We start from the raw sequence: 21345 nt of genomic DNA, 5'->3' as shown, positions 1-21345 counted from the left end.
GGCCCCCCCCCGGCGCCGGGGGGGGGCCCGCGGGGCGGGGGCCCCCCCCCCCCCCCCCCCCGGGCGGCGCCGGGCCGGCCGGCCCGGCCGGGCCGGCCACCGCGCGCGGCGGCCCGGCAGGCACGTCAGGCGCAGCACATCGCCCTCCACCACGCACGGGCCCTGCGCGAAGCTCGCCCGGAACAGTGCCAGCGCGGCGGTGTTCTCGGCGAGCACGTTGGCGTGCAGCTCGCGGACACCGGCCGCACACGCGCGACGTTCGAGCTCGGCGAGCAGCCGACGGGCCACCCCCCTGCGGTGGGCGTCGTCGACGACCGCGACCGACACCTCGGCCTCGGCCGGTCCGGTGCGGATCAGCCGCGCGATTCCCAGCGGACGGCGTTCCACCGCGACGAGCGCGATGTGGTCACGGCCGTCGACGTCCACGAGGGCGCGGCGGTGCGCTGCCGGAAGGGCGCCCAGCGGCGCGTGGAAACGCAGGTAACGGCTTCTCGGTGAGAGCCCGGCGAACACCTCGTCGACGATGGCCTGCTCGCCGGGGCGCAGCAGGCGGATTCGCGGCCCCGGTGGCGGGCAGGCTCGCGCCCGGCTCCGGCGTACGAGCCGGCGCCGTTCCGGTTTCCGCCGTTCTCGTTTCCGCCGTTCCGGATGCCAGCGTTCTGATTGCGTGGTGGGTCCGGTCACCCATCCAGTTCACCTGCGGAAAACGGGCGCTCCGGGGCGTTTGTCACCCATCCGACCGCTCGCCCGCCGTCGCCTGGCCGACCCGTCGCCGGGGCGCGCCGTCTCCCGCCCCGGCCGCCGATCCGTCGGGGTGCGCTCCGACGGCGTCGCGGATCTCACGGCCCATTCCGCCCGCCTGGCGTGCGCAGTGCGCACAGCAGAAGAAACGCCCGGAGACCTCCACGCCGTGCCCGATCACCCGGCAGTCGCAGTGCTCACAGCGCGGGGCGAGCTTCTGCACCGCGCACTCGAACGAGTCGAAGGTGTACGTCTCACCGCTGACGACCCGGATCTCGAAGGACATCCAGTAATCGTTTCCGCAGGTGTCGCACGCACGCATGACAGCCTCCTTGCGTCAGGACGTCCCGACGCTACTTTCGGTGCGCTCCTGATCGCACGTTCTCGCCCCCGGCGGTCCCTGGGCGAACCGGCGCGATCGCGGCACCCCGCCGCGGCCGGGTCGGCGGTTCGCCGGTGATGCGAGCGGCGAGCGCGTGGCGTCGGGCCGCGGCGCCATCCGCTTCGGCGGGAAACGGCGAAATGATGGCCGGCGAGCCGGTATTCATCGGTCGGCCTCGTGCTGAACCCTGGGTACCGTTTATGCGCCCGGCGGGCTGTTTCCGTCGTGGTGGCCCCGGACTGGCCGAATACATTCGGATTCCGGTGCGGGTTTGACGCTGCCCGAAGTCGCTGGGGTAGCGTTCGCCCCGCACCTCGGTGCGCGCCAGTAAATGACCACTGAGAAAGGGATCAGAAAATGAGCCAGCAGGAGCAGCAGCAGCAGCGCCAGCAGGTGGAGCAGCAGCTCCGTCAGAACTGGCGGCAGCTCCGCTACCGCCTCCTTGACCAGTTCGGTCAGGTCAGCGCGGCGGACCTCGACTCCGCGACCGACATCAATGACCTCGTCGCCCGGATCGCGGACAAGACGCACCACAGCGAGCGTTACGTCGAGAACCGCCTGCGTGAGCTGGCCGGTGTCGGCGGCGGCCAGGGTCAGGCCGGCGAGCGCTTCGGTGGCGGCCAGCAGGGCAACCAGGGCCAGCAGGGCCAGCAGGGTTTCGGCGCCTAGTAACACCCTCCTGCTGACCGGCCAGGCCGGAATGTCGGCGCACCACAGTTGAACAGTGCGTCCAGCGGTGCGCCGCCAAGCCCTCCGACGCTACTCGGCGCGCGTTCTCAGCACGTCGCGCCGAGTAGCGATCGGAGCTCCAGCAGGTCATCCATCAACCTGATCGTCTCCATGGTGCGTGGGAGCCTGCGCAGCTCCTCCAGCATCGCGTCTGTTTCTTCAACGGTGGGGATATCGTCGATCGACGCTGCTATCTTAACGATATCGACCACGGGAGCACCACCTGTCTGCATACTGCAGAATTGCACACGGCGATTCAACGAAAATTAAATCCAGGCTTCCTTCGTGTTAACTTCGGTCCTGGCCCGGATGCGATAAGTGACGATCTGTCCCCGGTGCGGCGATCTCCGCCCCAGGTGGGCGCGATCGGCGCTGTCGCGTCATCCCGTCCCCCTTTTGTCGCGTCGTCGGTCCGCCGGCAGTGCGGGACGCCTGCCGCCGGAGACCGTCGGAGCGGTGCAGCGGGCCGCCGGGGAACTGGCTGTGACGCCTGGTGGTCCGCGTGCCTGTCTTACTTTCTTTCCCTTCCAGGCCGCTCTTGACGCCTGGTAACGGGCACCGGTGCGGCTGGCATGCCAGCCGGCGGGTCCCGGCCGGCCCGGGTCCGTCGGGGCCGTGACGGTCCGGCGCCGGCGCGCCTTACTGTGCATGTCGTGGAGTACGAGATCGCACCCGAGCGAACCGCCGGACGTCCGGCGGCCCGGCGGCACAGCCGCGCCCCGGAGGCCCTCCGACGGCTCGTGGGGGAGCGGAGCGGGTAGGCGGCGGCGATGACCGAGCCACTCGGCCTGCGGGACCGCAAGAAGCGGCGCACCCGCGACGCGCTGTCCGCCGCCGCCGTCTCGCTGTTCCTGGAACGGGGCTTCGAGCGTGTCTCCGTCGCCGAGGTGGCCGCGGCCGCCGAGGTGTCGAAACCGACGCTGTTCAGCTACTTCCCGGCCAAGGAGGACCTCGTCCTCCACCGCGTGCTCGACCACCGTGGTGAAGCGGCCCGGGTGGTGCGGGCGCGGTCGGCCGACCAGTCGCCGCTCGCCGCTCTCGAGGCTCATTTCCTCGCGGGCCTGCGACAGCACGAACCGGTCACCGGGCTGTGCGACGTGCCCGAGGTGCTCGCTTACCATCGCCTGGTCTTCTCGACCCCGAGCCTGCTGGGCCGGATGGCCCAGTACACCGCCGCCGACGAGGACGCCCTGGCGGACGCGTTCGCCGAGGCGGCCGGCTCGCCCGCCGCCCAGGTGGACGCGCGGCTCGCCGCGGCGGCGGTCCTCACCGTCCAACGGGTGCTGGCCCGGGAGAACTGGCACCGCCTCGACGCCGGCGCGGCCGCGGCGGACGTCCTGCCCGACGCCGAGGCGGCGGCCCGCCGGGCGTTCGGCGCGCTCGCCGGACTCGCGAACCTCCCAGGACTCGCGAGTCTTCCAGGTCTCGTGGATCTCCCGGACCGGGCGGATCGTGCGGACCGGGCGGACTTCCCCGATCGGACGGATCTTCAGGGTCGGACGGTGCCCGGGCCCGGGTGAGCGGTTTCGATCTGCTTTACTCGGTCAAGTTATTGACTTCGTAAAGTGGAGGGGTCGGCATGGGTGACGGCGCGGCCGAGGGGCGCGATGAGGATCCCCGGTCCGTGGATGTCCGGCCGGCGGATCTCCGGCCAGCGGACGCCCGGTCGGTGGATCCGTGGTCGGCGGAGCTCGCCGCCGAGCGCCGTCACCTGGACCGCGCCCGCGCGGCGCTGGTCCGGATGCGGCACGAGGCCGAGGCGACGGAGATCGCCGAAGGCGACCCTGTCGCTGACAAGGTGACGAACGCGTCCCTGAAAGCGGCGCGGCGGCGGCGCCTCGAGGCGCTGAGCGACCCCGCGAGCGGGGCGCCGTTGTTCTTCGGACGGATCGACTACGCCGCGGGCGCCGCCGCCGCGCCGGGTCGGCGCGTCCACCTGGGACGGCGCCATGTGCGGGAGGCCGCCGGCGATGATCCGCTGGTCGTCGACTGGCGTACCGACATCGCCCGTCCGTACTACCGCGCCTATCGGGGCGACACGATGGGGCTCGTGGCGCGGCGCCGGTTCGGGTTCGACGGCCCCGAGCTCACCGCGTTCGAGGAGGAGCCGCTCGTCGAACCGTCGCCCGGCCCGGCGGGCGCGTCACGGGCCGGCGGGCCGGCCGGAGGCGACCTGCTCGCCCGCGAGATCGCGCGGCCCCGCTCGGGGCCCATGCGTGACATCGTCGCGACGATCCAGCCCGAGCAGGACGAGATCGTCCGGGCCGATCTCGAGGTGAGTGTCTGCGTCCAGGGCGCGCCGGGCACCGGCAAGACAGCGGTCGGCCTGCACCGGGCCGCTTACCTGCTGTTCGCCTACCGGGAGCGGCTCAGCCGCGCCGGGGTGCTCGTCGTCGGGCCGAACCGGGCCTTCCTGCGTTACATCGGCGCGGTCCTGCCCGCGCTCGGCGAGTTCACCGTCACCCATCGTAGTCTCGCCGCCCTCGTGGACGTCGCGACGGCGCGCGGAACCGACCCGGAGCCGGTGGCCGAGATCAAGGGCGACGCCCGGATGGCCGTGGTGATCCGCCGGGCGCTCGGCGCCACCCGGCCTGACGCCTCCCCGCCGGCTGCCCTGATCACGAGCTCGCTCGGTCGGTGGACGGTGAGCGGCGACGAGATCGCCGGCCTGGCCGCCGGCATCCAGGCTGGCGGCCACCGCCATCGCGTGGCCCGGGACCTGCTCGCCCGGCGGATCGCCGCCGCGGTGGTCCGCCGCGCCGAGGAGCGGGGGCACCTGCCGGCCGACTCCGCGGTGGAGCGCCTCGCCCGCACCCGGTCCGTCCGGGCGGCGGTCGACGCCGTCTGGCCGCGCACCGACGCGGCCGGGCTGATCCACCGGCTGTTCACCGACCCCGCCCTGCTCGCCCACGCCGCCGACGGCGTGCTCTCCGCGCCCGAGCAGCGCCTGCTGCTGGCCGACCGGCCGACATCGCGGCGGGCCGTCCGCTGGTCGCCCGCCGACCTGTTCTGCCTGGACGAGGCACTGGACCTGATCGACGGCGTGCCGGCGTTCGGGCACGTCATCGTCGACGAGGCCCAGGACCTCTCGGCCATGCAGTGCCGGGCCGTCGGACGCCGGTGCGCCACCGGCTCGCTCACCGTCCTCGGGGATCTGGCCCAGGGCACCACCGCCTGGGCCACGCGCTCCTGGGAGCAGGCGCTTGCCCACTTCGGTAAGCCCGCCGCGCGGCTGGAGGTGCTGACCCGGGGCCACCGGGTACCGGCCGAGATCCTCTCGTTCGCCGACCGTCTGCTCCCGAGCATCGCGCCGGATCTGCCTCCCGCGTCGTCGACCCGCGCCGTCCCGGGTGCGCTGCGGGTGATCGCCGCCCCGCTGGACGACCTGGCCGGCGAGGCCGCGCGCCAGGTCCGTGCCGGGCTGGGCCGTGGCGGTTCGGTGGCGGTGATCGCCCCCGACGAGGCCGTCGGCGGCCTGACGGCGTCGCTGCGCGCGGCGGGCCTGCCCGCCGCCGCCCTCACCGACGACGCCGCCCTTACGGAGGACGCCGCCCTCACTGTGGACGCCGAGCCCGCGGATGAGGCCGTGCTCACCGGCGACGCCGAGCCCACCGAGGGCGTTTCGCTCACCGACAAGCCCGTGCCGGAAGGGCGGGCGTCCCGGCCGGTGACTGTCGTGCCCGCGTCGCTCGCGAAGGGACTCGAGTTCGACCATGTGGTCCTCGTCGACCCGGCGTCCGTCGCCGGCTCCGGGCCGGGCTCCGTCCAGGGGCTGCGCCGGCTCTACGTGGTGCTGACCCGGGCGGTTACCTCCCTGGCAGTGATCCACGCGGGTGAGCTCCCGAGCGCTCTCGCGGATCCGGGCGGCCCGTTCCCGCGGGTACCTCGGCCCGGGGGAGCGGGCCGCCCGGATCCCGCGCTGGTCAGGGGACTGGAGGTGGCTCCGGAGTCTGCGTGACCTGCGAGTCGCCGTTCGACCGGGGCTGGCTCACGGTGATCGTGACGGTCGCCCCCCGGGTGACGAGGCCCGCCCGCGGCAGCTGGGCGATGACGACCCCGGCCGGCTGGGAGCCCGCGCCGCGCTCCTCGACGACGTCGAAGCCGTAGTCCCGCAGCGTCGCGGTGGCCGCGGCGGCGCTCTGGCCGACCACGTCGGGAACGGCGACCTGCCGGCTCACGACGCTGATCGTCACAGTCGTGCCGTAGGCGACCTGGGTCCCGCCCGGTGGGTCGGTCCGCTCCACCAGCCCCGGCCCGACCTTGGACGGCCCGCTGTTCTCCTGGACGACCATCTTCAGGCCGGCCGTGTCGAGCCCGGAGCGGGCGTCCACCTCCGACCGCCCGACGAGGTCGGGGACGGTGGTGTGCCCCGGCCCGTCGGACACGTCGAGCTCGATCGCCGCGTCCCGGCTCACCTCGCTGCCCGCGGCGGGGTGCATCCCGATGACGGAGCCCGCGGGCCGGTCGTCGAGCCGCGTGGTGCGGATGATGTTCGTCAGCCCGGCGGTGCGGAGCGCCTCCTCCGCCTCGGCGACCGGCCGACCGACGACGTCCGGGATCTCGACGGGCTCGCCGGGCGGCGTGACCTCCCCGGCGGTTCCGCCCGGCCCGGGCCCGGTGGCCGTCGCGGTGCCCGGGCTTGCCTCCCCGCCTCCTGGCGACTGGCCGTCCGGCGGACCGGTGGGGTCGCCTGGAGCGGGGGCGGCGCTTACCCGGGCATCGGTGTCGTCACGGCCGTCCGGCGGCTGTGCCTGAAGCAGTAGCCAGGCGCCGACCAGGACGACGACGACCCCGGCCAGCGCGGCGACGAGCATGCGTCCGGACGGCCGGCGCTCCGGTCGCGTCCGCCGGGCCGCGCTGGGTGAGCTGGGTGAGCTGGACGGGCCGGCTGGGCTGGTGGGCGGGATTGGGCCGCTCGCGGGCGCCCGACCCTGGGGCGGCGCACCGCCGTCCGCCGTGGGGAGCGCGAGTGCGGATGTCGCCGAAGCCGGGACCTCGACGCCGAGGGTGACCAGCTGCTGCAGTAGGTCCTGCGCGGTGGGGCGGTCCGTGGGCTGCCGGCTCATCGCCCGCCGGACGACGGCGCCCAGCGCCGGGTCCAGCCCGTCGAGGTTCGGGTCGCCGTGGACGATCCGGAAGATCTGTGTCTCGGGTGGGCCGTCACCGAACGGCGGCCGGCCGGTTCCGGCGAAGGTGACCAGGCCGGCCCAGGCCCACACGTCGGCCGCTCCGGATACCGGCTGCGCCAGGGCCTGCTCGGGAGCCATGAACGCCGGCGTTCCGACGATCGAGTCCCGGGTGACGTGCGTGATGTCCGCGGCGTGGGCTATCCCGAAGTCGATGACGCGCGGCCCCAGGGACGACAGCAGGACGTTCGCCGGCTTGAGATCGCGGTGGACCAGACCGGCGCCGTGGATGGCGGTCAGCGCCGCGGCCACGCTGACGGCCACCCGCTCAAGGTCGGCGGCGCCGAGCGGGCCACCGGCCGCGACCGCGGCGGCCAGTGTGGGCCCGTCCACGAACTCGGTGACGATGAAGGGCGGCCCGTCGGGCGGGTCGACCGCGTCCAGCAGCTCGGCGGTGCAGAACCGGGCCACCCGGCGGGCGAGCTCGGCCTCCCGGCGGAAGCGCGCGCGGAACGAGGGCACGCCGGCCACCTCCGCCCGGATCATCTTGATCGCGACCGGCCGTCCATCGGGGGCGGCGCCGAGGAAGACGGTGCCCATCCCGCCTTCGCCGAGCCGCCCGAGAACGCGGTAGTGCCCCAGCTCGGAGGGATCGTCAGGCCGCAGCGGGCCGGCGGCGGGCTGGCCGCCGGGCGCGGTGACTGGATCCTCGGCGCTGCGGCACGCGTCCATGGGCCCTCCGGCGGTTGGCCGGCACGCCGGGCCGCGCGCCGTTCCGTCAGTCATGATGCGGAGTAATCACGCCTGGTTGCGTGCCAGGGTCCGCACTGTCGGCAACCGGACAGCCCGGGCGCGGTGGCGGTCCGATGGTGGTGGCGATGGACCGATCGGGCGGGACGTCCGAAGCGAGGTGCGGACGTCCGCGGGCACCTGCTCGGGAATGTTTCGAAAACCGCTCCAGGGCCGGGTCCGGCACCTCCCGCCCGCCTACCGTCGAAGTATGAGCGAGCGGGTGGAGGCGCTGCACGCGCTGGAGCGGCTCGGCGTTCTGGACGGCATCTGCTGGGCCTGGGCGAGCGCGCGTCGGCAGACCGTGCACGCCTTCGACCCGCGGACGGGACACAACCAGAGCTGGGTCGTTCACACCGCGCTCAGACTGTTCCGCGACCGCCTCGACCGGGTCTTCAGCTGCCTTGACCTGCCCGTGGATCCGCTGGTGGCGGGCCTGTCCCCGTGGGACGTCCAGTCGATGCCGCGGGTGACCCCGGGCGTGGTCGTGCGCGACGACCTGAACGGCTCGCCCGCCTGGCACTGGCGGGGGGCACTTACGCGCAGCTGACGGAGTGCCGCCCACCGGCCCCGCGTGTCAGCGGCCGGGCCGCCGTCAGCTCTTGAGTCGGGCCGCGAACACGGCGGCCTGCGTGCGGCTGGTCAGGCCGAGCTTGCCGAGGATCGCCGACACGTAGTTCTTCACCGTCTTCTCCGACAGGTGGACGCAGCCCGCGATCTGGCGGTTCGTCATGCCCTCGGCGATCAGCCGGAGGATCTGGCGCTCGCGGCTGCCGAGCGCGGCGAGCTGCTCGTCCTCGGCGGGTTCGTCGCGCAGCCGGGCCAGCACCTTCTGGGTGACGGCGGGATCGAGCAGCGAGCGCCCGGCGGCGATCGTGCGGATCGCCCCGACCAGGTCGTTGCCCCGGATCTGCTTCAGCAGATACCCCGAGGCACCCGCCATGATCGCGGCGAAGAGCGCGTCGTCGTCGTCATAGGAGGTCAGGATGAGGCAGCCGACGGCGGGCTGCGCCGAGCGGATCTCCCGGCACACCTCGATCCCGCTTCCGTCCGGCAGCCGGGCGTCGAGCACCGCGACGTCCGGACGGGCGGCCGGGATGCGCCGCAGCGCGGACGCCGCGGTCGACGCCTCGCCGACGACCTCGATGTCCCCGGAGTCCTCCAGCATCTCCCGGATGCCCCGGCGGACGATCTCGTGATCGTCCAGCAGGAAGACGCGAACACCAGTCATGATCGTCAAGGTACCCGTGGGGAGACGCGCCGCGGCCTCCCGGACGGGAGGTCGGCCGGTACGGACTCCGGGTGCAGGACTTTTGTCCCTGATACCCGGCGCGGAAGGCCTGATGACGGCGACCGGTCGGTCATCCTCAGCGGGCGGTGGCCGAGCGGAGCCGCTCGATCAGGTCGGGGAGGTCGCCCAGGGAGCGCAGGGTGTCGTTGAGGTGCGTGCACGTGGTCGTCCCGGTGAAGGTGCGCGAGACGGTGCGGCGCAGGTCCGCGGCGCCGAGTCCCACGATGCGCTCGGCGCTGGCCAGCGCCTGGGGGCACTCGGGGCCCGGCAGGACCCCGGCCCGCCCCACCGAGCGCACGACGTGGGCCGACTGGTCGACCGTGGCGTCGATCCCGTACTCGTGCACGACGACCTCGGCGCCGGACGCCTCCCGGTAGGTGTCGCGGAAGAAGGCGTCGACCCGGAAGGCGGCGGCCCCGTCGGCGGCCCCGTCCGCGGACCCGGTACGGGCGGGTCCGGCGCCGGCGGGCTCGCCGCCGATCGGGACGAGGTCGATGCGGCGCAGGCGGCGCATGGCGTGGGTGCCCATCGGCGGCAGCGGATGCCACCCGAGCGGGTCCTCGTCGACCGCGAGGTCGCCGGCCACGACCATGGTCGTCCGCACCGGGGCCTCGGGGTCGGCGCTGCGCTCGGCGGAGACGCGGGCGAGCAGCCCCTCCCGCTGCCAGCCGGCGCAGACGTCGAGCATCGGGTTGCCACCGGCCTCCGCGCCGGCGTGCCGCGAGGGGTCGTCGCGGAAGATGCCGTTGCGCCCGAGCGCGGAGCCCGACACCAGGGTCGCCACGGGCACGTCGTCGAGGAGCTGCTCGAGCAGCGAGCGCCGGGTGGTGGACGCCCCACCAGCTCCGTCGCCGTTGCTGTCGGCCACGCCGCTGTCGGCGTCGGCCGCGTCGCCCTCCGCGCCGGCACCGGCGGCGTCGGCGGCCGCGAGGATCTGCCGGGCGGCGCCGCGGAAGCCGGCCCGCGCCGAGGCGCCGACCAGGCTCGCGAGGCCGGGAACGGCGGGCTCGGACTCGATCTCGAGGACGGGGCCGGGCGCGGCCATGTAGTCGAGGACGACACGCAGCCGCGCCTCGCCGAGGACCTCCACCTCGCCCGTGGCGGTGGTCAGCAGGTCACGGCCGACACCGGTGAGGTGCAGCGGGCCGGTGAGGCCGTCCGGGCGCTCCATCATGATCGAGGTCGTCCGCCGGACGGAGCCGGGGCGGCGCGGCGGTGTGCCCTGCGCCGAGCCGGTGGTCCCCGGCCACTGGCCGACGGCCGTGTCGGCGCCGGGGAGCGGCTGGCCGGTGCGGGGGCCGCCGGTGCCGGAGCGGCGGGCATCCTCGCCGGACCGGGGCCGGCCGGTGTGCGGACTGCGGGGACCGGTCCGGCCGGGGGCCTGGCGGGGCACCTGGGTCGGGGATGCCTGGACGGCGACGGGGGCCGTCTGACCGTGCGCCATGCGCGTACTCCGATCACTGCTGTCGTGCGCGCACCCGCTCCTCGGGGCGCGCGCCCGCGGCTCCCACTGGCCGTGGCTCCCGCTGGCCGTGGCCAATGGCCGCAGCGCGGTAGCCGGGGTTCCCGCGGGTTACTTGGCTTCCCACGATATGGCGGGCCGCCGGCAAATCACCTCCCTCGTGGGTGATGGCCTTTTCACATAGCTCGTCCGAATGTGTGACCTGCGCCGCTTGGATGCCGGCCGGTCGTGCCGTGGCCGGACTGTCGCCCGGGGATTCCCGGATGGGATGTGTTCGAGATAACAGCGAACCAGTGTTCGTCGTTGCCGTTTTCTGTTTCTTATTGATCCCGGTTGTATTCGGAAAAGCCGGGCGAGGGACCGCCGTGGCGGCGGTCACGGTCGACCGCGGACGCGTGAAGCCCGCCGGGCGCGCGGAAGCGCGCACCCGGCGGGCTTCACCGGAGAGCGGGTGGAACCCGGATCAGGAGGCGGCTCGCGGGATCTCGAAGACGTCGGTGGGGGCGGAGGCCGTGACCGGCTGCCCGAACTCGGTGAACGTGGCGTCGAGTGTGCCGCTGTCCACGCCGGTGCCGGTCTGGCGCAGGGGCAGGGGCTCGCCGACGTTCGCGACGTACAGGGTGTGGGACTTCGTCGTCACCTTCACCGCGGGCTGGCCCTGCTCGGTCACCTGTTCGACGGTCGGGGTCTCGCCGGCCTTGAGATCGTCGGCCATGTCCTCGATGTCGTCCGCCGCGCCGTCGAGGCTCAGGTTGTCGTCGTTGGGGAGCGGCCCGGTCTTGACCCACTGCTCGGGACGGGCACCCGGGTACGCCGCCGCCAGCCCCTCGCCGCGCACGTAGGCCACGCCGCCGACCCGCAGCACCTCGAGGCGCATGCCGTTGGTGTCCATGGACCCGGTGACGGTGCCGTGGGAGTCCAGCCGCAGGTCGACCGACGCCGGCTTGCCCTCGTCGACCCCGTCGCCGGCGAAGTGCACGCTGTCGACGCCGCGCAGCGCGTTGGCGGCCGCCGAGATGATCTCCGCGGCGGACTTGGTCTCGATGCCGTTGAGTGGACCGCTCGCCCCTGAGCCCGCCTGGGAACCGGTGGTCGCGGCCTCGCCGGCGCCGTCCGAGCCACCCCCGCAGGCGCCCAGGGTCAGAGCGAGTCCCATCGCCGTCACGACCGCCGCCAGGCGGGGTAGTTGGGTCCATCGGGTCCGGGCGTGTCTCATTGTCGTCCCTTTCTGAGCGGACCGCGGACGGCCGACCGGTGTCGCCTGTCGCTGCGGCCGCCGGTTTCCGCTCGGTGGTTCTTGCCGGATGCCCCCCACCCGTCAACGTGACCTTTGTTGACCTTCGGGACGATACGGACATTTCTTCTGACGCGCCGCATCAGGAGCAGTGCATCGGGGTCGCATGCGCGACAGAGTGATCCGGCTGTGGGTCGAAGTGGTGCGGGTACCGGGAACCGTTGCGGGGCAGGTGGTCTTCGGTCTGGTCGACGCCAGCGGCCGAACCCCCGCCAGCCCGGTCCCGCCGAGTCAGTCCCACCAGCCCGGTCCGCCGTCCGCCCAGAAGGAGCCGCCGTGCCCACGCTCGACCGCCACGACGACGTGTTCGTCCTCGACATCGGCGACGGGGAGAACCGTTTCCACCCGGACTGGATCGCCTCCGTCGACACGGCACTGGACGAGGTGGAGAAGGCGACCGGGCCCAGGGCCCTGGTGACCGCGGCGACCGGGAAGTACTTCTCCAACGGGCTGGATCTGGACTGGCTGCTCGCGAACGCCGACCGACAGCAGGAGTACGCGGTCAGCGTCCACGAACTGCTGGCCCGGATGCTGGCCCTGCCGGTGGTCACCGTGGCCGCGCTGCAGGGACACACGTTCGCCGCGGGCGCGATGTTCTCCCTGGCGCACGACTTCCGGGTGATGCGGGCCGACCGCGGCTACTGGTGCCTGCCCGAGGCCGACATCGACATCCCCTTCACCCCGGCGATGTCCGCGCTGATCCAGGCCCGGCTGAGCCCGCAGACCGCGCACGAGGCGATGACCACGGCCCGCCGCTACGGCGGCCGCGACGCCTGCGCCGCCGCCATCGTCGACCGCGCGGTGGCGGAGGAGGAGGTACGCGGCACCGGCGTGGAGATCGCGCGAGCCCAGGCCGGCCGGGCGGGGACCACCCTGGGCACCATCAAGGCACGGATGTACGCCCCCGTCCTGAACGCCCTGCGCGACCGGGAGCGTCCCCTCGGCTGACGCGGCGGACCTCCCCGTTCGCGCGCGCCGCGCGTAGCGTCGGACGGACGGACGGCCGCCCGACCAGCGAGCTTCCCGACGACGGACGGATCGCTATGGACCCCGAGCTGAGGATCGGCGAACCGGCGACGTCCGCCGCCGGTGTTCCCGGCGTGGCGCACGCCCTGGCGCGCTGCCGGGAGCTGATGGGCGTGCGCCGTTCCGTGCAGACCCTGCGGCTGCTCAACCAGGACGACGGTTACGACTGCCCCGGCTGCGCCTGGCCCGACCCACGGCCGGACGACCGTTCGCGCGCCGAGTTCTGCGAGAACGGCGCGAAGGCCGTCGCGCAGGAGGCCACCCGGGCCCGGGTGACACCGGAGTTCTTCGCCGCGCACAGCCTGACCGACCTCGCCACCCGCTCCGGGCACTGGCTCGGTGAACAGGGCCGGCTCATCAACCCCGTGTACAAGGCCGCGGGCAGCGACCATTACGCCCCCGTCGGCTGGGACGAGGCCTTCCGGATCGTCGCCGACGAGCTGACCGGCCTGGAAAACCCGGACGAGGCCGCCTTCTACACCTCGGGGCGGACGAGCAACGAGGCCGCTTTCCTTTACCAGTTCTTCGCCCGCGCGTTCGGCACGAACAATCTGCCGGACTGCTCGAACATGTGCCACGAGTCGTCGGGTGCCGCGCTGACCGAGACGATCGGGGTCGGCAAGGGCTCCGTCACCCTGGAGGACCTGGAGACGGCGGACCTGGTGCTCGTCGTCGGGCAGAATCCGGGCACCAACCATCCGCGGATGCTGACGTCGCTGGAGCGGCTGAAGCGGGCCGGTGGCAGCGTCGTCGCGGTCAACCCGCTGCCCGAGGCGGCGCTGATGCGGTTCCGCAACCCGCAGCGGGTCTCCGGAGTGCTCGGCCGGGGCACCGCGCTCGCCGACCAGTTCCTGCAGATCCGCCTCGGTGGGGACATGGCCCTGTTCCAGGCGCTGTCCGCCCGGCTGCTCGCCGCCGAGGAGGCCAGCCCCGGCACCGTCCTCGACCAGGCCTTCATCGCCGGGCACACGACCGGGTTCGAGGAGTTCGCGGCGCACGTACGCGCCCACCTGACCCCCGGCGACGTCGCCACCGCCACCGGTCTACGCCCAGATGAGATCGACGAGCTCGCCGGGCGGGTCCTCGCCGCCGACAAGGTGATCGTCTGCTGGGCGATGGGACTCACCCAGCACCCGGACGCCGTCGCGACGATCCGGGAGGTGGTGAACTTCCTGCTGCTGCGGGGCAACATCGGCCGTCCCGGCGCGGGGGTCTGCCCGGTGCGCGGCCACTCCAACGTCCAGGGCGACCGGACGATGGGCATCTGGGAACGGATGCCCGACGCGTTCCTGGACGCCCTCGGCGCCGAGTTCGGCTTCGCGTCGCCCCGCCACCACGGCCTGGACGTCGTCGACACCATCCGGGCCATGCGCGACGGCCGGGTGAAGGTGTTCGTCGCGATGGGCGGCAACTTCGTCGCCGCGACGCCGGACTCGGCCGTCACCGAGGACGCGATCCGCCGGTGCCGGCTCACCGTGCAGGTCTCCACCGCGCTCAACCGCTCGCACGCCATCACCGGCGAGCGCGCCCTCATCCTGCCCACACTCGGCCGCACCGAGCTGGACGTCCAGGCCGGCGGCCCGCAGCGGGTCAGCGTCGAGGACTCGATGGGCTCCGTCCACGCCTCCCGCGGCCGGCTGGCCCCGGCCGGGCCCGAGCTGCGCTCCGAGATCGCGATCATCTGCGGCCTGGCCGCGGCGACCCTCGGCCGGCGCACCGCCGCGGCCGCCGCCGTGCCCGCGGTCGACTGGGCGGCGCTGGCCGGAGACTACCGACGGATACGCGCGCACATCGCGAACGTGGTCCCCGGGTTCGCCGACTACGAGGCCCGCCTCGACGAGCCCGGCGGCTTCCTGCTCCCGCACCCGCCCCGCGACAGCCGGACCTTCCCGACGCCGAGCGGGCGGGCCGCCTTCACCGTGAACACCTGCGAGATCCGGCCGACGCCCCCCGGCCACCTGCTCCTGCAGACGATCCGCTCCCATGATCAGTACAACACCACCGTCTACGGCCTGGACGACCGCTACCGCGGGGTCCGCCACGGCCGCCGGGTCGTGCTGGTCAGCCCGGACGACCTGGCCGAGCTCGGCATCGCCGACGGCGCCCGGGTCGACCTGATCGGGGTCTGGACCGACGGCGTGCAGCGCCGCGCTCCCGACTTCCGTGTGGTCTCGTATCCCACCGCCCGCGGCTGCGCCGCCGCCTACTTCCCGGAGACCAACGTCCTGGTGCCCCTCGACAGCACCGCCAAGCGCAGCAACACCCCGACGTCGAAGTCCATCCTGATCCGGCTGGACGTCCACCCGGCACGGTGACGCGGCCCGCGGCGCCCGGCGCGGATCCCACCGAGGTGGCGGCGGCGGGAACCGGCGGCACGCCCCGGGCCTGCGGCGATGCCGACACCGCCATCCGGCCGGGCACGGACGCGACCGACGGCGCCGACCGTCGGTGAAGATGGGGATCCGGTCGACGGGTTCGTCCCGCGGGGGATCGACGCGGGTTACGCCGACCTGACTGCTGAGCAAATCCGAGGTGACGCGGGTGCTGACCGGCGGCCGACCGGACCCACACGAGGGTGTCCGTCCCAGGCTCCCCGCGACCCGTGCCACGGGCGACTGGCAGCCGGCCGAATGGAACGTCCCGCGCCGCGACCCGTTCTTCGTGGGCCGTGACGCGCTGCTCCAGCGCCTTCACCGCGAACTGTGCCCGCCAGGAGCCGGCCGGGGACCCGACTTCGGCCGCGGGCGCGACGCCGGCCGGGGGCGCAACGCAGGTCAGGGACGTGACGTCGGCCGGGGGCACAGTGTCGGGCTGGTGTCCGCGCGCGGGGCGGGTGGGATGGGCGCGTCGCGGCTCGCTGTCGAGTACGCGCATCAGCACGCAGGCGACTACGGCCTGGTGTGGTGGGTGGACGCGGACACCCCCGAACGCGCCGAGTCCTGCCTGACCCGGCTCGCCGCCGCCATCGCCCCGCCGGCAGTCGGCCCCCGCGCCGCCGTGCTGCGCCGTCTGTGGGCCGAGCTCGGCCAGCGCACGGACTGGCTGCTCATCTACGACGGCGTCGGTGATCCCCGCGACCTGGCCGCCGTCGCACCGCCGGACAGCGGCCGGATGCTCGTGACGAGCCGCGGACCGGCAGTGGCCAGGCTCGCGCCGGTGTTGATCGAGGTCGGCGACCTCAGCCGGGACGAGTCGGTCCTGCTACTGCGGCAGCACCACCGCGGGATCAGCCCGCCGGCCGCGGAGACGCTTGCTTGTGCGCTGGCGGACGTCCCCTTCGCGGTCGCGCTGGCCGGCCGCCACCTGGCGACGACCGGCCAGCCGGTCGCCGACTACCTGGCCCTGCTCGGGCGGGAGGCCGTCTCCGATCCGGTGGCCGCGGCCGTGACGGCGAGCCGTACGCGACTGGACGGGGTCGATCCGGGCGCGGCCGGCCTCCTCGACCAGGTGGCGTTCCTCGCCACGGAGCCCCTGGCGCTCACCCGGGCGCCGGCCGGCATCGCCGCCGCGGCGGGCCGGCTCGACCGCCTCGGGCTGGCCGACTGGAACGGGGCAGCGATCCGCGTGCACGGGCACGTCCAGGCCCTGGTGCGCGGCCGGCTGGCCGGTGACCGGCGGGCGGCGGCCCTGCTCGGCGCCCAGCGGCTGCTGGCCGGTGCGGACCGCACCGGTCCCGATCCCGCGGACCCGGCCTCGTGGCCGGCACTCGCCACGCTCGACCCGCACGTCCGCACGCTCACCACGTGGATCGACGAGGAGCGCGCGGACTTCCGGCGGCTGGTGCTGCGCACCGCCCGCTATCGCGCCGCCTCCGCCGGATACGAGGCGGGCGAACGGCTCGCGCACAGGGCACGGGCCCGCTGGTGCTGCCAGCTGGGCCCCGACCACCCGGACACGCTCGCCGCCGCCGACCTCGAGGCGTCGATCCGTGCGGACGGGTTCGCCGATCACGACACCGCGCGGGCGCTCCTGGGTGACGTCCACGCCCGCCGGGTCCGGGTGCTCGGCGGGCAGCACCGCGACACCCTCCACTCGGCGTGGAACCTGGCCCGCGCAGCCGGGGAGAGCGGCGACCACGACGAGGCCGCCCGCCTGCTGCGGGACACCGTCGACCGGCAGCAGGCCGTGCTCGGGCCGGACGACCGCGACACCCTGCGCTCGGCGCACAGCCTCGGTCACGCCCTGACCCGGCTGGGGGAGTACGGGACGGCCCACGATCTGCTCGCGGAGACGCTCGCCCGCCGCGGCCGGACGTCCGGCGCCGCCCACCCGGACACCGTGTGGACCGCGGCGGTGCTCGGCGTCGCGCTACGTGGCCTCGGCCGCGGCGCGCACGCCCGTGACCTGCACGCCCGCGCGCTGGCCGGCGCACGGGCGCGGCTCGGCGACGAGCATCCGCTGACTCTGTACGCGGCGCTGCACCTCGCACTCGACCTGGCCGCCCTCGGCGCGGCCGACGCCGGCCGCGACCTGTTCACCGAGGTCATCGGCTGGGACGTCGTCGGATGGCGCGACGACCCTCCAGCGGGCCCGCGCGCCTGGGTCACCCGGTGGGCTCGGGGCCACCGGGAGGACATCCGCGCGCTGTGGTCGGGTGGCTGAGCCCGGCCGTATCCATTTCAACATCATTTAAGGAACGAAATGCATGTCTGATGTCACGTGAGTGCTGTTGTGACCGGCCCCGGTAGGTGGCGGGGTTCCGGTCGCGTCGGTTGGCAGGGCCGATGATCGTGTTTCCCACCCCTATGATGATCGGCCATGGCCGAGTCTGCCCCGAGCTATCTGGCGACCGTCGCGGCGGCGTACGACGGTGTGGCCGAGGTGTATGCCGAGCTTTTCGCTGACGTGCTGGATCGCCAGCCGCTGGAGCGTGCGCTGCTGTCCGCGTTCGCCGACGTCGTGCGCGATCTCGCGGGCCCGGTCGCGGACCTTGGCTGCGGGCCCGGCTATGCGACGGCCTACCTGCGCAGGTTGGGGCTGGACGTGTTCGGTGTGGACCTGTCGCCGGAGATGGTCGCCCTGGCTCGAAGCTCTCACCCAGGGTTGCGGTTCGAGGTGGGCACGATGACCGCGCTGGACCTGCCGGACCGCTCGGTCAGCGGTGCCCTGTGCCGCTACTCGCTCATCCACACCCCGCCCGCCGACATCCCCGCCGTCCTCGCCGAGGTCCACCGGGTCCTGGCGCCCGGCGGCCACCTGCGCCTCGGCTTCCTGGCCACCGACGAGTCCGCGGCCGGGGTGCACGCCTACGACCATCGGGTGACCGGCGCCTACCGCTGGCCGCCCGACCACCTCGCCGGGTTGATGAGGCAGGCAGGCCTGGTCGAGGTGGCCCGGCTGGTGCGAGCACCGACGGACGAAGAACGAGGCCGGCAGGCACAGCTGCTGGCCCGCCGCCTGTAGGAGACCAGGGCCTTCACCGGACTACCTACGGCCGGCTCGTGGATGGCATGCGGGGTCAGGTTCCGGGTTCTGGCGACGACCTCTGGCGGTCATCGCGACTGTGCGCGATGGCGGGGATACCGCGATCATTCGCGGCCGGCGCGTCATCGATGTGGACGCACGCTTCCTACCGGTGGGCTTCCTACCGGTGGGCGTCGTCGCCGTCCCCGACGAAGTCGAACAGCCGAATGTCTGGCCGGTACGGCAACGTCGGTCCAACCAGCCGATGCGTTCCGACACCGATCAGAAAGCCGTCCTCGACGTCGAACCCCACCTGCTCGAACCCCGCGTCGGCGAACCAGGAGCATACGGCGGGAGTGAGATCGGGTGACCGGCGATGACGGGTCCAGATCACGGTCGCGGTGGGCCGACACAGTCGGGGCAGTTGCTTGACGGTGTGCCGCACGTCGACGTCGCTGAGATTTCCGAACACTCCGCAGACCAGAGCGAGGTTCACTGGGGCGACGCCCTCGTACACGGTGGTGTCCGAAGCGTCGCCGACCACGACCTCCACGCCGTTCAGTCCGGCGGAACGCGCCGCGTGCTCGGCGTCGGCGGCAAGCTCGGGGTCGAGTTCGACCAGCCGGGCCCGAACGTCGTCGCGACGTGCATGGTCGGCCAGCACGCCGAGGATGTCGCGGCCTTGGCCGGCGCACATGCTCAGCGCGCGGATCTCCCCTGCTGGCTGACTGTCCAGCGCCTGCCGAATGCGCCGCTGAACGAGGGCGAGGCGCCGGCGCAGGGACGACCCCGCGACGTCGTACTGCCGGTGCCAGCCGACCCAATGGCGCTCCGGAGCGAAGCGATCCATGAAACCCGACCATAGCCGGGGAACCGGACGCGCGGGGCCCGCCGACCGAATCCGAGCACGTGATCGTCGCCAGAGTCAGGTTCCGATGACGAGGACTTCGCGGGCGGTGCGGACGACGTCCTCGACTTGCACCCCGGCAGGTCTCTGGACGGCCTCGTCTCTACTCGTGCGGCAATCCCTGGCGGTCGCAGGCGGTGAGCAGATTGGGGCCGTCGGTGCGCAGCTGATCGAACGCGAGGGTCTGCAGGTCCTGCTGGACTGGTTCGATCCCCTCGACGAGGGGCTGGTAGCGGCTGTCCGCTTTGCTCGCCGCGGTCAACAAACCCACGGCCCCCTCGACACGCAGTGTGGTCGCGAATACGAGCGACCGGTAGTCGGTGATGATGAACTGGTCCCGGGTTCGTGCCGCCGCGGCGCATCCCGCCGCCGCGTCCGCCTGGGCGTCGGTCGCTTCAACCGGGTCGGCGGGCAGACCCGCGGTGCGACAGACGGCGAGCGCGGCCGGGATGGTGTCGGTCAGACCGGCGATATCCAGGCGGTCGGTGTCGTCTCCGATCCGGTCGACAGCCTCTTTCAGCACGGTGAAACGGCCGTCCTGCTCCGCCGCCGCGCCGGTGAGACGCTGCGCACCTTTCAGCCGGTCACCAGCCACCCATGGCTGGGACGCATCCGCCGGCAGCCGCAGGTCGTCCGTGCTGCGGGCCAGAGCGACACACGCTGCCGCCGCGTCCGCCGCAGCCGCCGCGGGACCGGTCGGCGCCGGGCCGGTCGAACCATCACCCGACGACTCGCCGTCATCCGCACCACACCCGACCAGCAGAACACCCGTAACGACAAGCACCGCAGCTGATCCCCATCGACGCGAACGCCATCCACACCACATGCGCCAAGTGTGACAAACAGGACGAGACTCCGCCGCTGCCCTCCTATTTGCGATCTTGACCGTGGGGGCTTGGTGCATATTCGAGCCGGTCGTTTAGTAGTGTTAAAAAGGTATCTAATATCGTTCCGGCTGTTCGCTCTCTGTGTCCGGTGCGGCTTCGGCCGGCTGGGAGCGGGCGACCGCTGCCCGTCCGCCGTCGGCGGTACCAGCCCCACTCTCGGTACCTGTGACGTCGTGCGGGCCGGAGCGGGAGAGTGATCGGATGACGCAGCCCGGCCGCCTGGCGGTGATCGGCGCGTGACCGCCGTGGCGCGGCGCCCCGGGGTGGGCCTGCCACCCGTGGAACGGCTCCGGCCCGGCCTGTGGAGCATTCCGGTGCCGTTGCCGACGTCCGGCCTGAGCCACGTTTTCGTCTACCTGTTCGAGACCGATCACGGCGCCTACGTGATCGACAGCGGCTGGGACACCGACGCCGCCTTCGCCGCGGTCGAGGCGGGCCTGGCCACGGCCGGCTACGCCGTCACGGACCTGCGCGGGATCATGCCGACCCACATGCATCCCGACCACTACGGTCTCGCCGGCCGGCTGCGCGAGGCGTCCGGGGCGTGGATCGCGCTGCACCCGGCGGACGCCGCGCTGCTGCGCGACCATCCGACCGACCCCATGGAGCTGTTCCAGGCCGTCAACGAGGGGATGGTGCGGGCCGGCGCGCCCGCCGACGCCCTGCGGGACTTCACCGTCGACATGCTGCCGCCCGGCCCGCTGCCCGCGCTGCCGCAGCCGGACATCCTGCTCGAGGACGGGGACCGTCCGGACGTGCCCGGCTGGGATCTGCGCGCGGTCTGGACGCCCGGCCATTCCCCGGGCCACCTGTGCTTCTGGGAGCCGGCCAACCGGCTGCTGCTCTCCGGCGACCACGTGCTGCCGCGGATCACGCCGAACATCCCGTTCGAGTCGCGCGTCGCGGACGACCCGCTGGGCGACTACCTGCGCTCGCTGGACAAGGTCGACGCTCTGCCCGCGGAGGGCACGCTGCCCGCGCACGAGTACCGCTTCGAAGGCCTGTCGTCCCGGCTGGCCGAGCTGCGCCTGCACCATGAGCACCGGTTCGCCGAGGTGATCGCCGCGCTGCGCCCCGGCGCGACCACCGCCTGGGAGGTCGCCCGGCTCATGACGTGGTCGCGGCCGTGGGACGAGATCGGGGGCTTCATGAAGCGCAGCGCCGTCTCCGAGGCGCTCGCGCACCTGCGGGCGCTCGAACGGCGCGGGCTCGTGCACGAGCGGCCCGGCGACCCCCCCACCTGGCGGTTCACCGGGTCGTGATCGGACGTCCGCCGGCGGCAGGTACTGCGGCTGCGGTGATTGTGCG

General features: G+C 73.5%; 18 protein-coding genes and 1 pseudogene. 10 read left to right on the top strand and 9 right to left on the bottom strand.

What is annotated here, in order from left to right; all coding sequences use genetic code 11:
• Together MXD62_RS38840 and MXD62_RS20245 are read right to left on the bottom strand one after the other, a co-directional pair.
• Positions 1 to 684: GNAT family N-acetyltransferase (locus MXD62_RS38840; RefSeq protein ID WP_248831090.1), on the bottom strand; the 684-nt coding region annotated here is incomplete at its 3' end.
• Positions 685 to 811: 127 nt separating this feature from the next.
• Positions 812 to 1063 (bottom strand): annotated as a pseudogene (locus MXD62_RS20245) (Prokaryotic metallothionein); the annotation flags it as partial.
• A 417-nt stretch (positions 1064 to 1480) separates the two neighbouring features.
• Between MXD62_RS20245 and MXD62_RS20240 the strand changes: the two are divergent.
• Positions 1481 to 1792 (top strand): hypothetical protein, encoded by a 312-nt coding sequence (locus MXD62_RS20240; protein WP_071066897.1) that lies wholly within the window; start codon positions 1481 to 1483, stop codon positions 1790 to 1792.
• Between the two features lie 107 nt (positions 1793 to 1899).
• On the opposite strand, the gene MXD62_RS20235 is transcribed toward MXD62_RS20240, so the two are convergent.
• Positions 1900 to 2064: a hypothetical protein gene (locus MXD62_RS20235; protein WP_020460040.1), complete on the bottom strand. Its 165-nt coding sequence runs from the start codon at positions 2062 to 2064 to the stop codon at positions 1900 to 1902.
• Positions 2065 to 2622: 558 nt separating this feature from the next.
• Between MXD62_RS20235 and MXD62_RS20230 the strand changes: the two genes are divergently transcribed.
• Both MXD62_RS20230 and MXD62_RS20225 read left to right on the top strand, forming a co-directional pair.
• Positions 2623 to 3372 carry a TetR family transcriptional regulator gene (locus MXD62_RS20230; protein ID WP_248831088.1) on the top strand — a complete coding sequence of 250 codons (750 nt, stop codon included), beginning with the start codon at positions 2623 to 2625 and terminating at the stop codon, positions 3370 to 3372.
• Positions 3373 to 3431: 59 nt separating this feature from the next.
• Complete coding sequence (locus tag MXD62_RS20225; protein WP_248831087.1) at positions 3432 to 5810, top strand: AAA family ATPase; 2379 nt, start codon at positions 3432 to 3434, stop codon at positions 5808 to 5810.
• On the opposite strand, the gene MXD62_RS20220 is transcribed toward MXD62_RS20225, so the two are convergent.
• A complete protein-coding gene (locus MXD62_RS20220; protein WP_248831086.1) occupies positions 5776 to 7710 on the bottom strand; it encodes a PASTA domain-containing protein in 1935 nt (644 codons plus the stop codon). The genes MXD62_RS20225 and MXD62_RS20220 overlap by 35 nt on opposite strands.
• A 268-nt stretch (positions 7711 to 7978) precedes the next feature.
• Between MXD62_RS20220 and MXD62_RS20215 the strand changes: the two genes are divergently transcribed.
• Positions 7979 to 8317: a hypothetical protein gene (locus tag MXD62_RS20215; protein ID WP_248831085.1), complete on the top strand. Its 339-nt coding sequence runs from the start codon at positions 7979 to 7981 to the stop codon at positions 8315 to 8317.
• Between the two features lie 45 nt (positions 8318 to 8362).
• Here MXD62_RS20215 and MXD62_RS20210 read toward each other — a convergent pair whose 3' ends face one another.
• The 3 genes from MXD62_RS20210 to MXD62_RS20200 all read right to left on the bottom strand — a co-directional run bounded on the left by MXD62_RS20210 (position 8363) and on the right by MXD62_RS20200 (position 11676).
• Entirely contained in the window at positions 8363 to 8998 is a 636-nt protein-coding gene (locus tag MXD62_RS20210) for a response regulator transcription factor (RefSeq protein WP_020460044.1), read from the bottom strand.
• A gap of 136 nt (positions 8999 to 9134) precedes the next feature.
• Entirely contained in the window at positions 9135 to 10502 is a 1368-nt protein-coding gene (locus tag MXD62_RS20205; protein WP_248831084.1) for a DUF2889 domain-containing protein, read from the bottom strand.
• A 481-nt stretch (positions 10503 to 10983) separates the two neighbouring features.
• Positions 10984 to 11676 (bottom strand): hypothetical protein, encoded by a 693-nt coding sequence (locus tag MXD62_RS20200; protein ID WP_248831083.1) that lies wholly within the window; start codon positions 11674 to 11676, stop codon positions 10984 to 10986.
• A 414-nt stretch (positions 11677 to 12090) separates the two neighbouring features.
• On the opposite strand from MXD62_RS20200, the gene MXD62_RS20195 reads away from it, so the two are divergent.
• The 5 genes from MXD62_RS20195 to MXD62_RS20175 all read left to right on the top strand — a co-directional run bounded on the left by MXD62_RS20195 (position 12091) and on the right by MXD62_RS20175 (position 18243).
• Positions 12091 to 12762, top strand: coding sequence for an enoyl-CoA hydratase-related protein (locus MXD62_RS20195; RefSeq protein ID WP_248831082.1), 672 nt, complete (start codon positions 12091 to 12093; stop codon positions 12760 to 12762).
• Positions 12763 to 12857: 95 nt separating this feature from the next.
• A complete protein-coding gene (locus tag MXD62_RS20190) occupies positions 12858 to 15155 on the top strand; it encodes an FdhF/YdeP family oxidoreductase (RefSeq protein ID WP_248831081.1) in 2298 nt (765 codons plus the stop codon).
• On the top strand, positions 15152 to 15292 hold the full coding sequence (locus MXD62_RS20185; protein WP_248831080.1) for a hypothetical protein: 141 nt from the start codon (positions 15152 to 15154) through the stop codon (positions 15290 to 15292). Before MXD62_RS20190 ends, MXD62_RS20185 begins: the two co-directional genes overlap by 4 nt.
• 80 nt (positions 15293 to 15372) lie before the next feature.
• Positions 15373 to 17442 (top strand): tetratricopeptide repeat protein, encoded by a 2070-nt coding sequence (locus tag MXD62_RS20180; protein WP_248831079.1) that lies wholly within the window; start codon positions 15373 to 15375, stop codon positions 17440 to 17442.
• 156 nt (positions 17443 to 17598) lie between these two features.
• Entirely contained in the window at positions 17599 to 18243 is a 645-nt protein-coding gene (locus tag MXD62_RS20175; protein ID WP_248831078.1) for a class I SAM-dependent methyltransferase, read from the top strand.
• A gap of 181 nt (positions 18244 to 18424) precedes the next feature.
• Here the strand turns inward: MXD62_RS20175 and MXD62_RS20170 are convergent, their stop codons facing one another.
• Both MXD62_RS20170 and MXD62_RS20165 read right to left on the bottom strand, forming a co-directional pair.
• Positions 18425 to 19093 carry a class I SAM-dependent methyltransferase family protein gene (locus MXD62_RS20170; protein ID WP_248831077.1) on the bottom strand — a complete coding sequence of 223 codons (669 nt, stop codon included), beginning with the start codon at positions 19091 to 19093 and terminating at the stop codon, positions 18425 to 18427.
• A gap of 160 nt (positions 19094 to 19253) precedes the next feature.
• Positions 19254 to 19745, bottom strand: coding sequence for a hypothetical protein (locus tag MXD62_RS20165; RefSeq protein WP_248831076.1), 492 nt, complete (start codon positions 19743 to 19745; stop codon positions 19254 to 19256).
• Between the two features lie 528 nt (positions 19746 to 20273).
• Here MXD62_RS20165 and MXD62_RS20160 point away from each other — a divergent pair.
• Positions 20274 to 21299, top strand: coding sequence for an MBL fold metallo-hydrolase (locus MXD62_RS20160; protein WP_248831075.1), 1026 nt, complete (start codon positions 20274 to 20276; stop codon positions 21297 to 21299).
• Positions 21300 to 21345 lie beyond the last annotated feature (46 nt).

Origin of the sequence: Frankia sp. Mgl5, assembly GCF_023242985.1 — a bacterium.
Lineage (GTDB): Bacteria > Actinomycetota > Actinomycetes > Frankiales > Frankiaceae > Parafrankia > Parafrankia soli.
This window is presented reverse-complemented; position numbering and strand designations above follow the sequence as displayed.

Coding starts and splice junctions, on each gene's coding strand:
- MXD62_RS20240 (WP_071066897.1), top strand. CDS start 1,481: ATGAGCCAGCAGGAGCAGCAGCAGCAGCGCCAGCAGGTGGAGCAGCAG.
- MXD62_RS20175 (WP_248831078.1), top strand. CDS start 17,599: ATGGCCGAGTCTGCCCCGAGCTATCTGGCGACCGTCGCGGCGGCGTAC.
- MXD62_RS20200 (WP_248831083.1), bottom strand. CDS start 11,676: ATGGGACTCGCTCTGACCCTGGGCGCCTGCGGGGGTGGCTCGGACGGC.
- MXD62_RS20205 (WP_248831084.1), bottom strand. CDS start 10,502: ATGGCGCACGGTCAGACGGCCCCCGTCGCCGTCCAGGCATCCCCGACC.
- MXD62_RS20230 (WP_248831088.1), top strand. CDS start 2,623: ATGACCGAGCCACTCGGCCTGCGGGACCGCAAGAAGCGGCGCACCCGC.
- MXD62_RS20220 (WP_248831086.1), bottom strand. CDS start 7,710: ATGGACGCGTGCCGCAGCGCCGAGGATCCAGTCACCGCGCCCGGCGGC.
- MXD62_RS20215 (WP_248831085.1), top strand. CDS start 7,979: ATGAGCGAGCGGGTGGAGGCGCTGCACGCGCTGGAGCGGCTCGGCGTT.
- MXD62_RS20190 (WP_248831081.1), top strand. CDS start 12,858: ATGGACCCCGAGCTGAGGATCGGCGAACCGGCGACGTCCGCCGCCGGT.
- MXD62_RS20225 (WP_248831087.1), top strand. CDS start 3,432: ATGGGTGACGGCGCGGCCGAGGGGCGCGATGAGGATCCCCGGTCCGTG.
- MXD62_RS20210 (WP_020460044.1), bottom strand. CDS start 8,998: ATGACTGGTGTTCGCGTCTTCCTGCTGGACGATCACGAGATCGTCCGC.
- MXD62_RS20170 (WP_248831077.1), bottom strand. CDS start 19,093: ATGGATCGCTTCGCTCCGGAGCGCCATTGGGTCGGCTGGCACCGGCAG.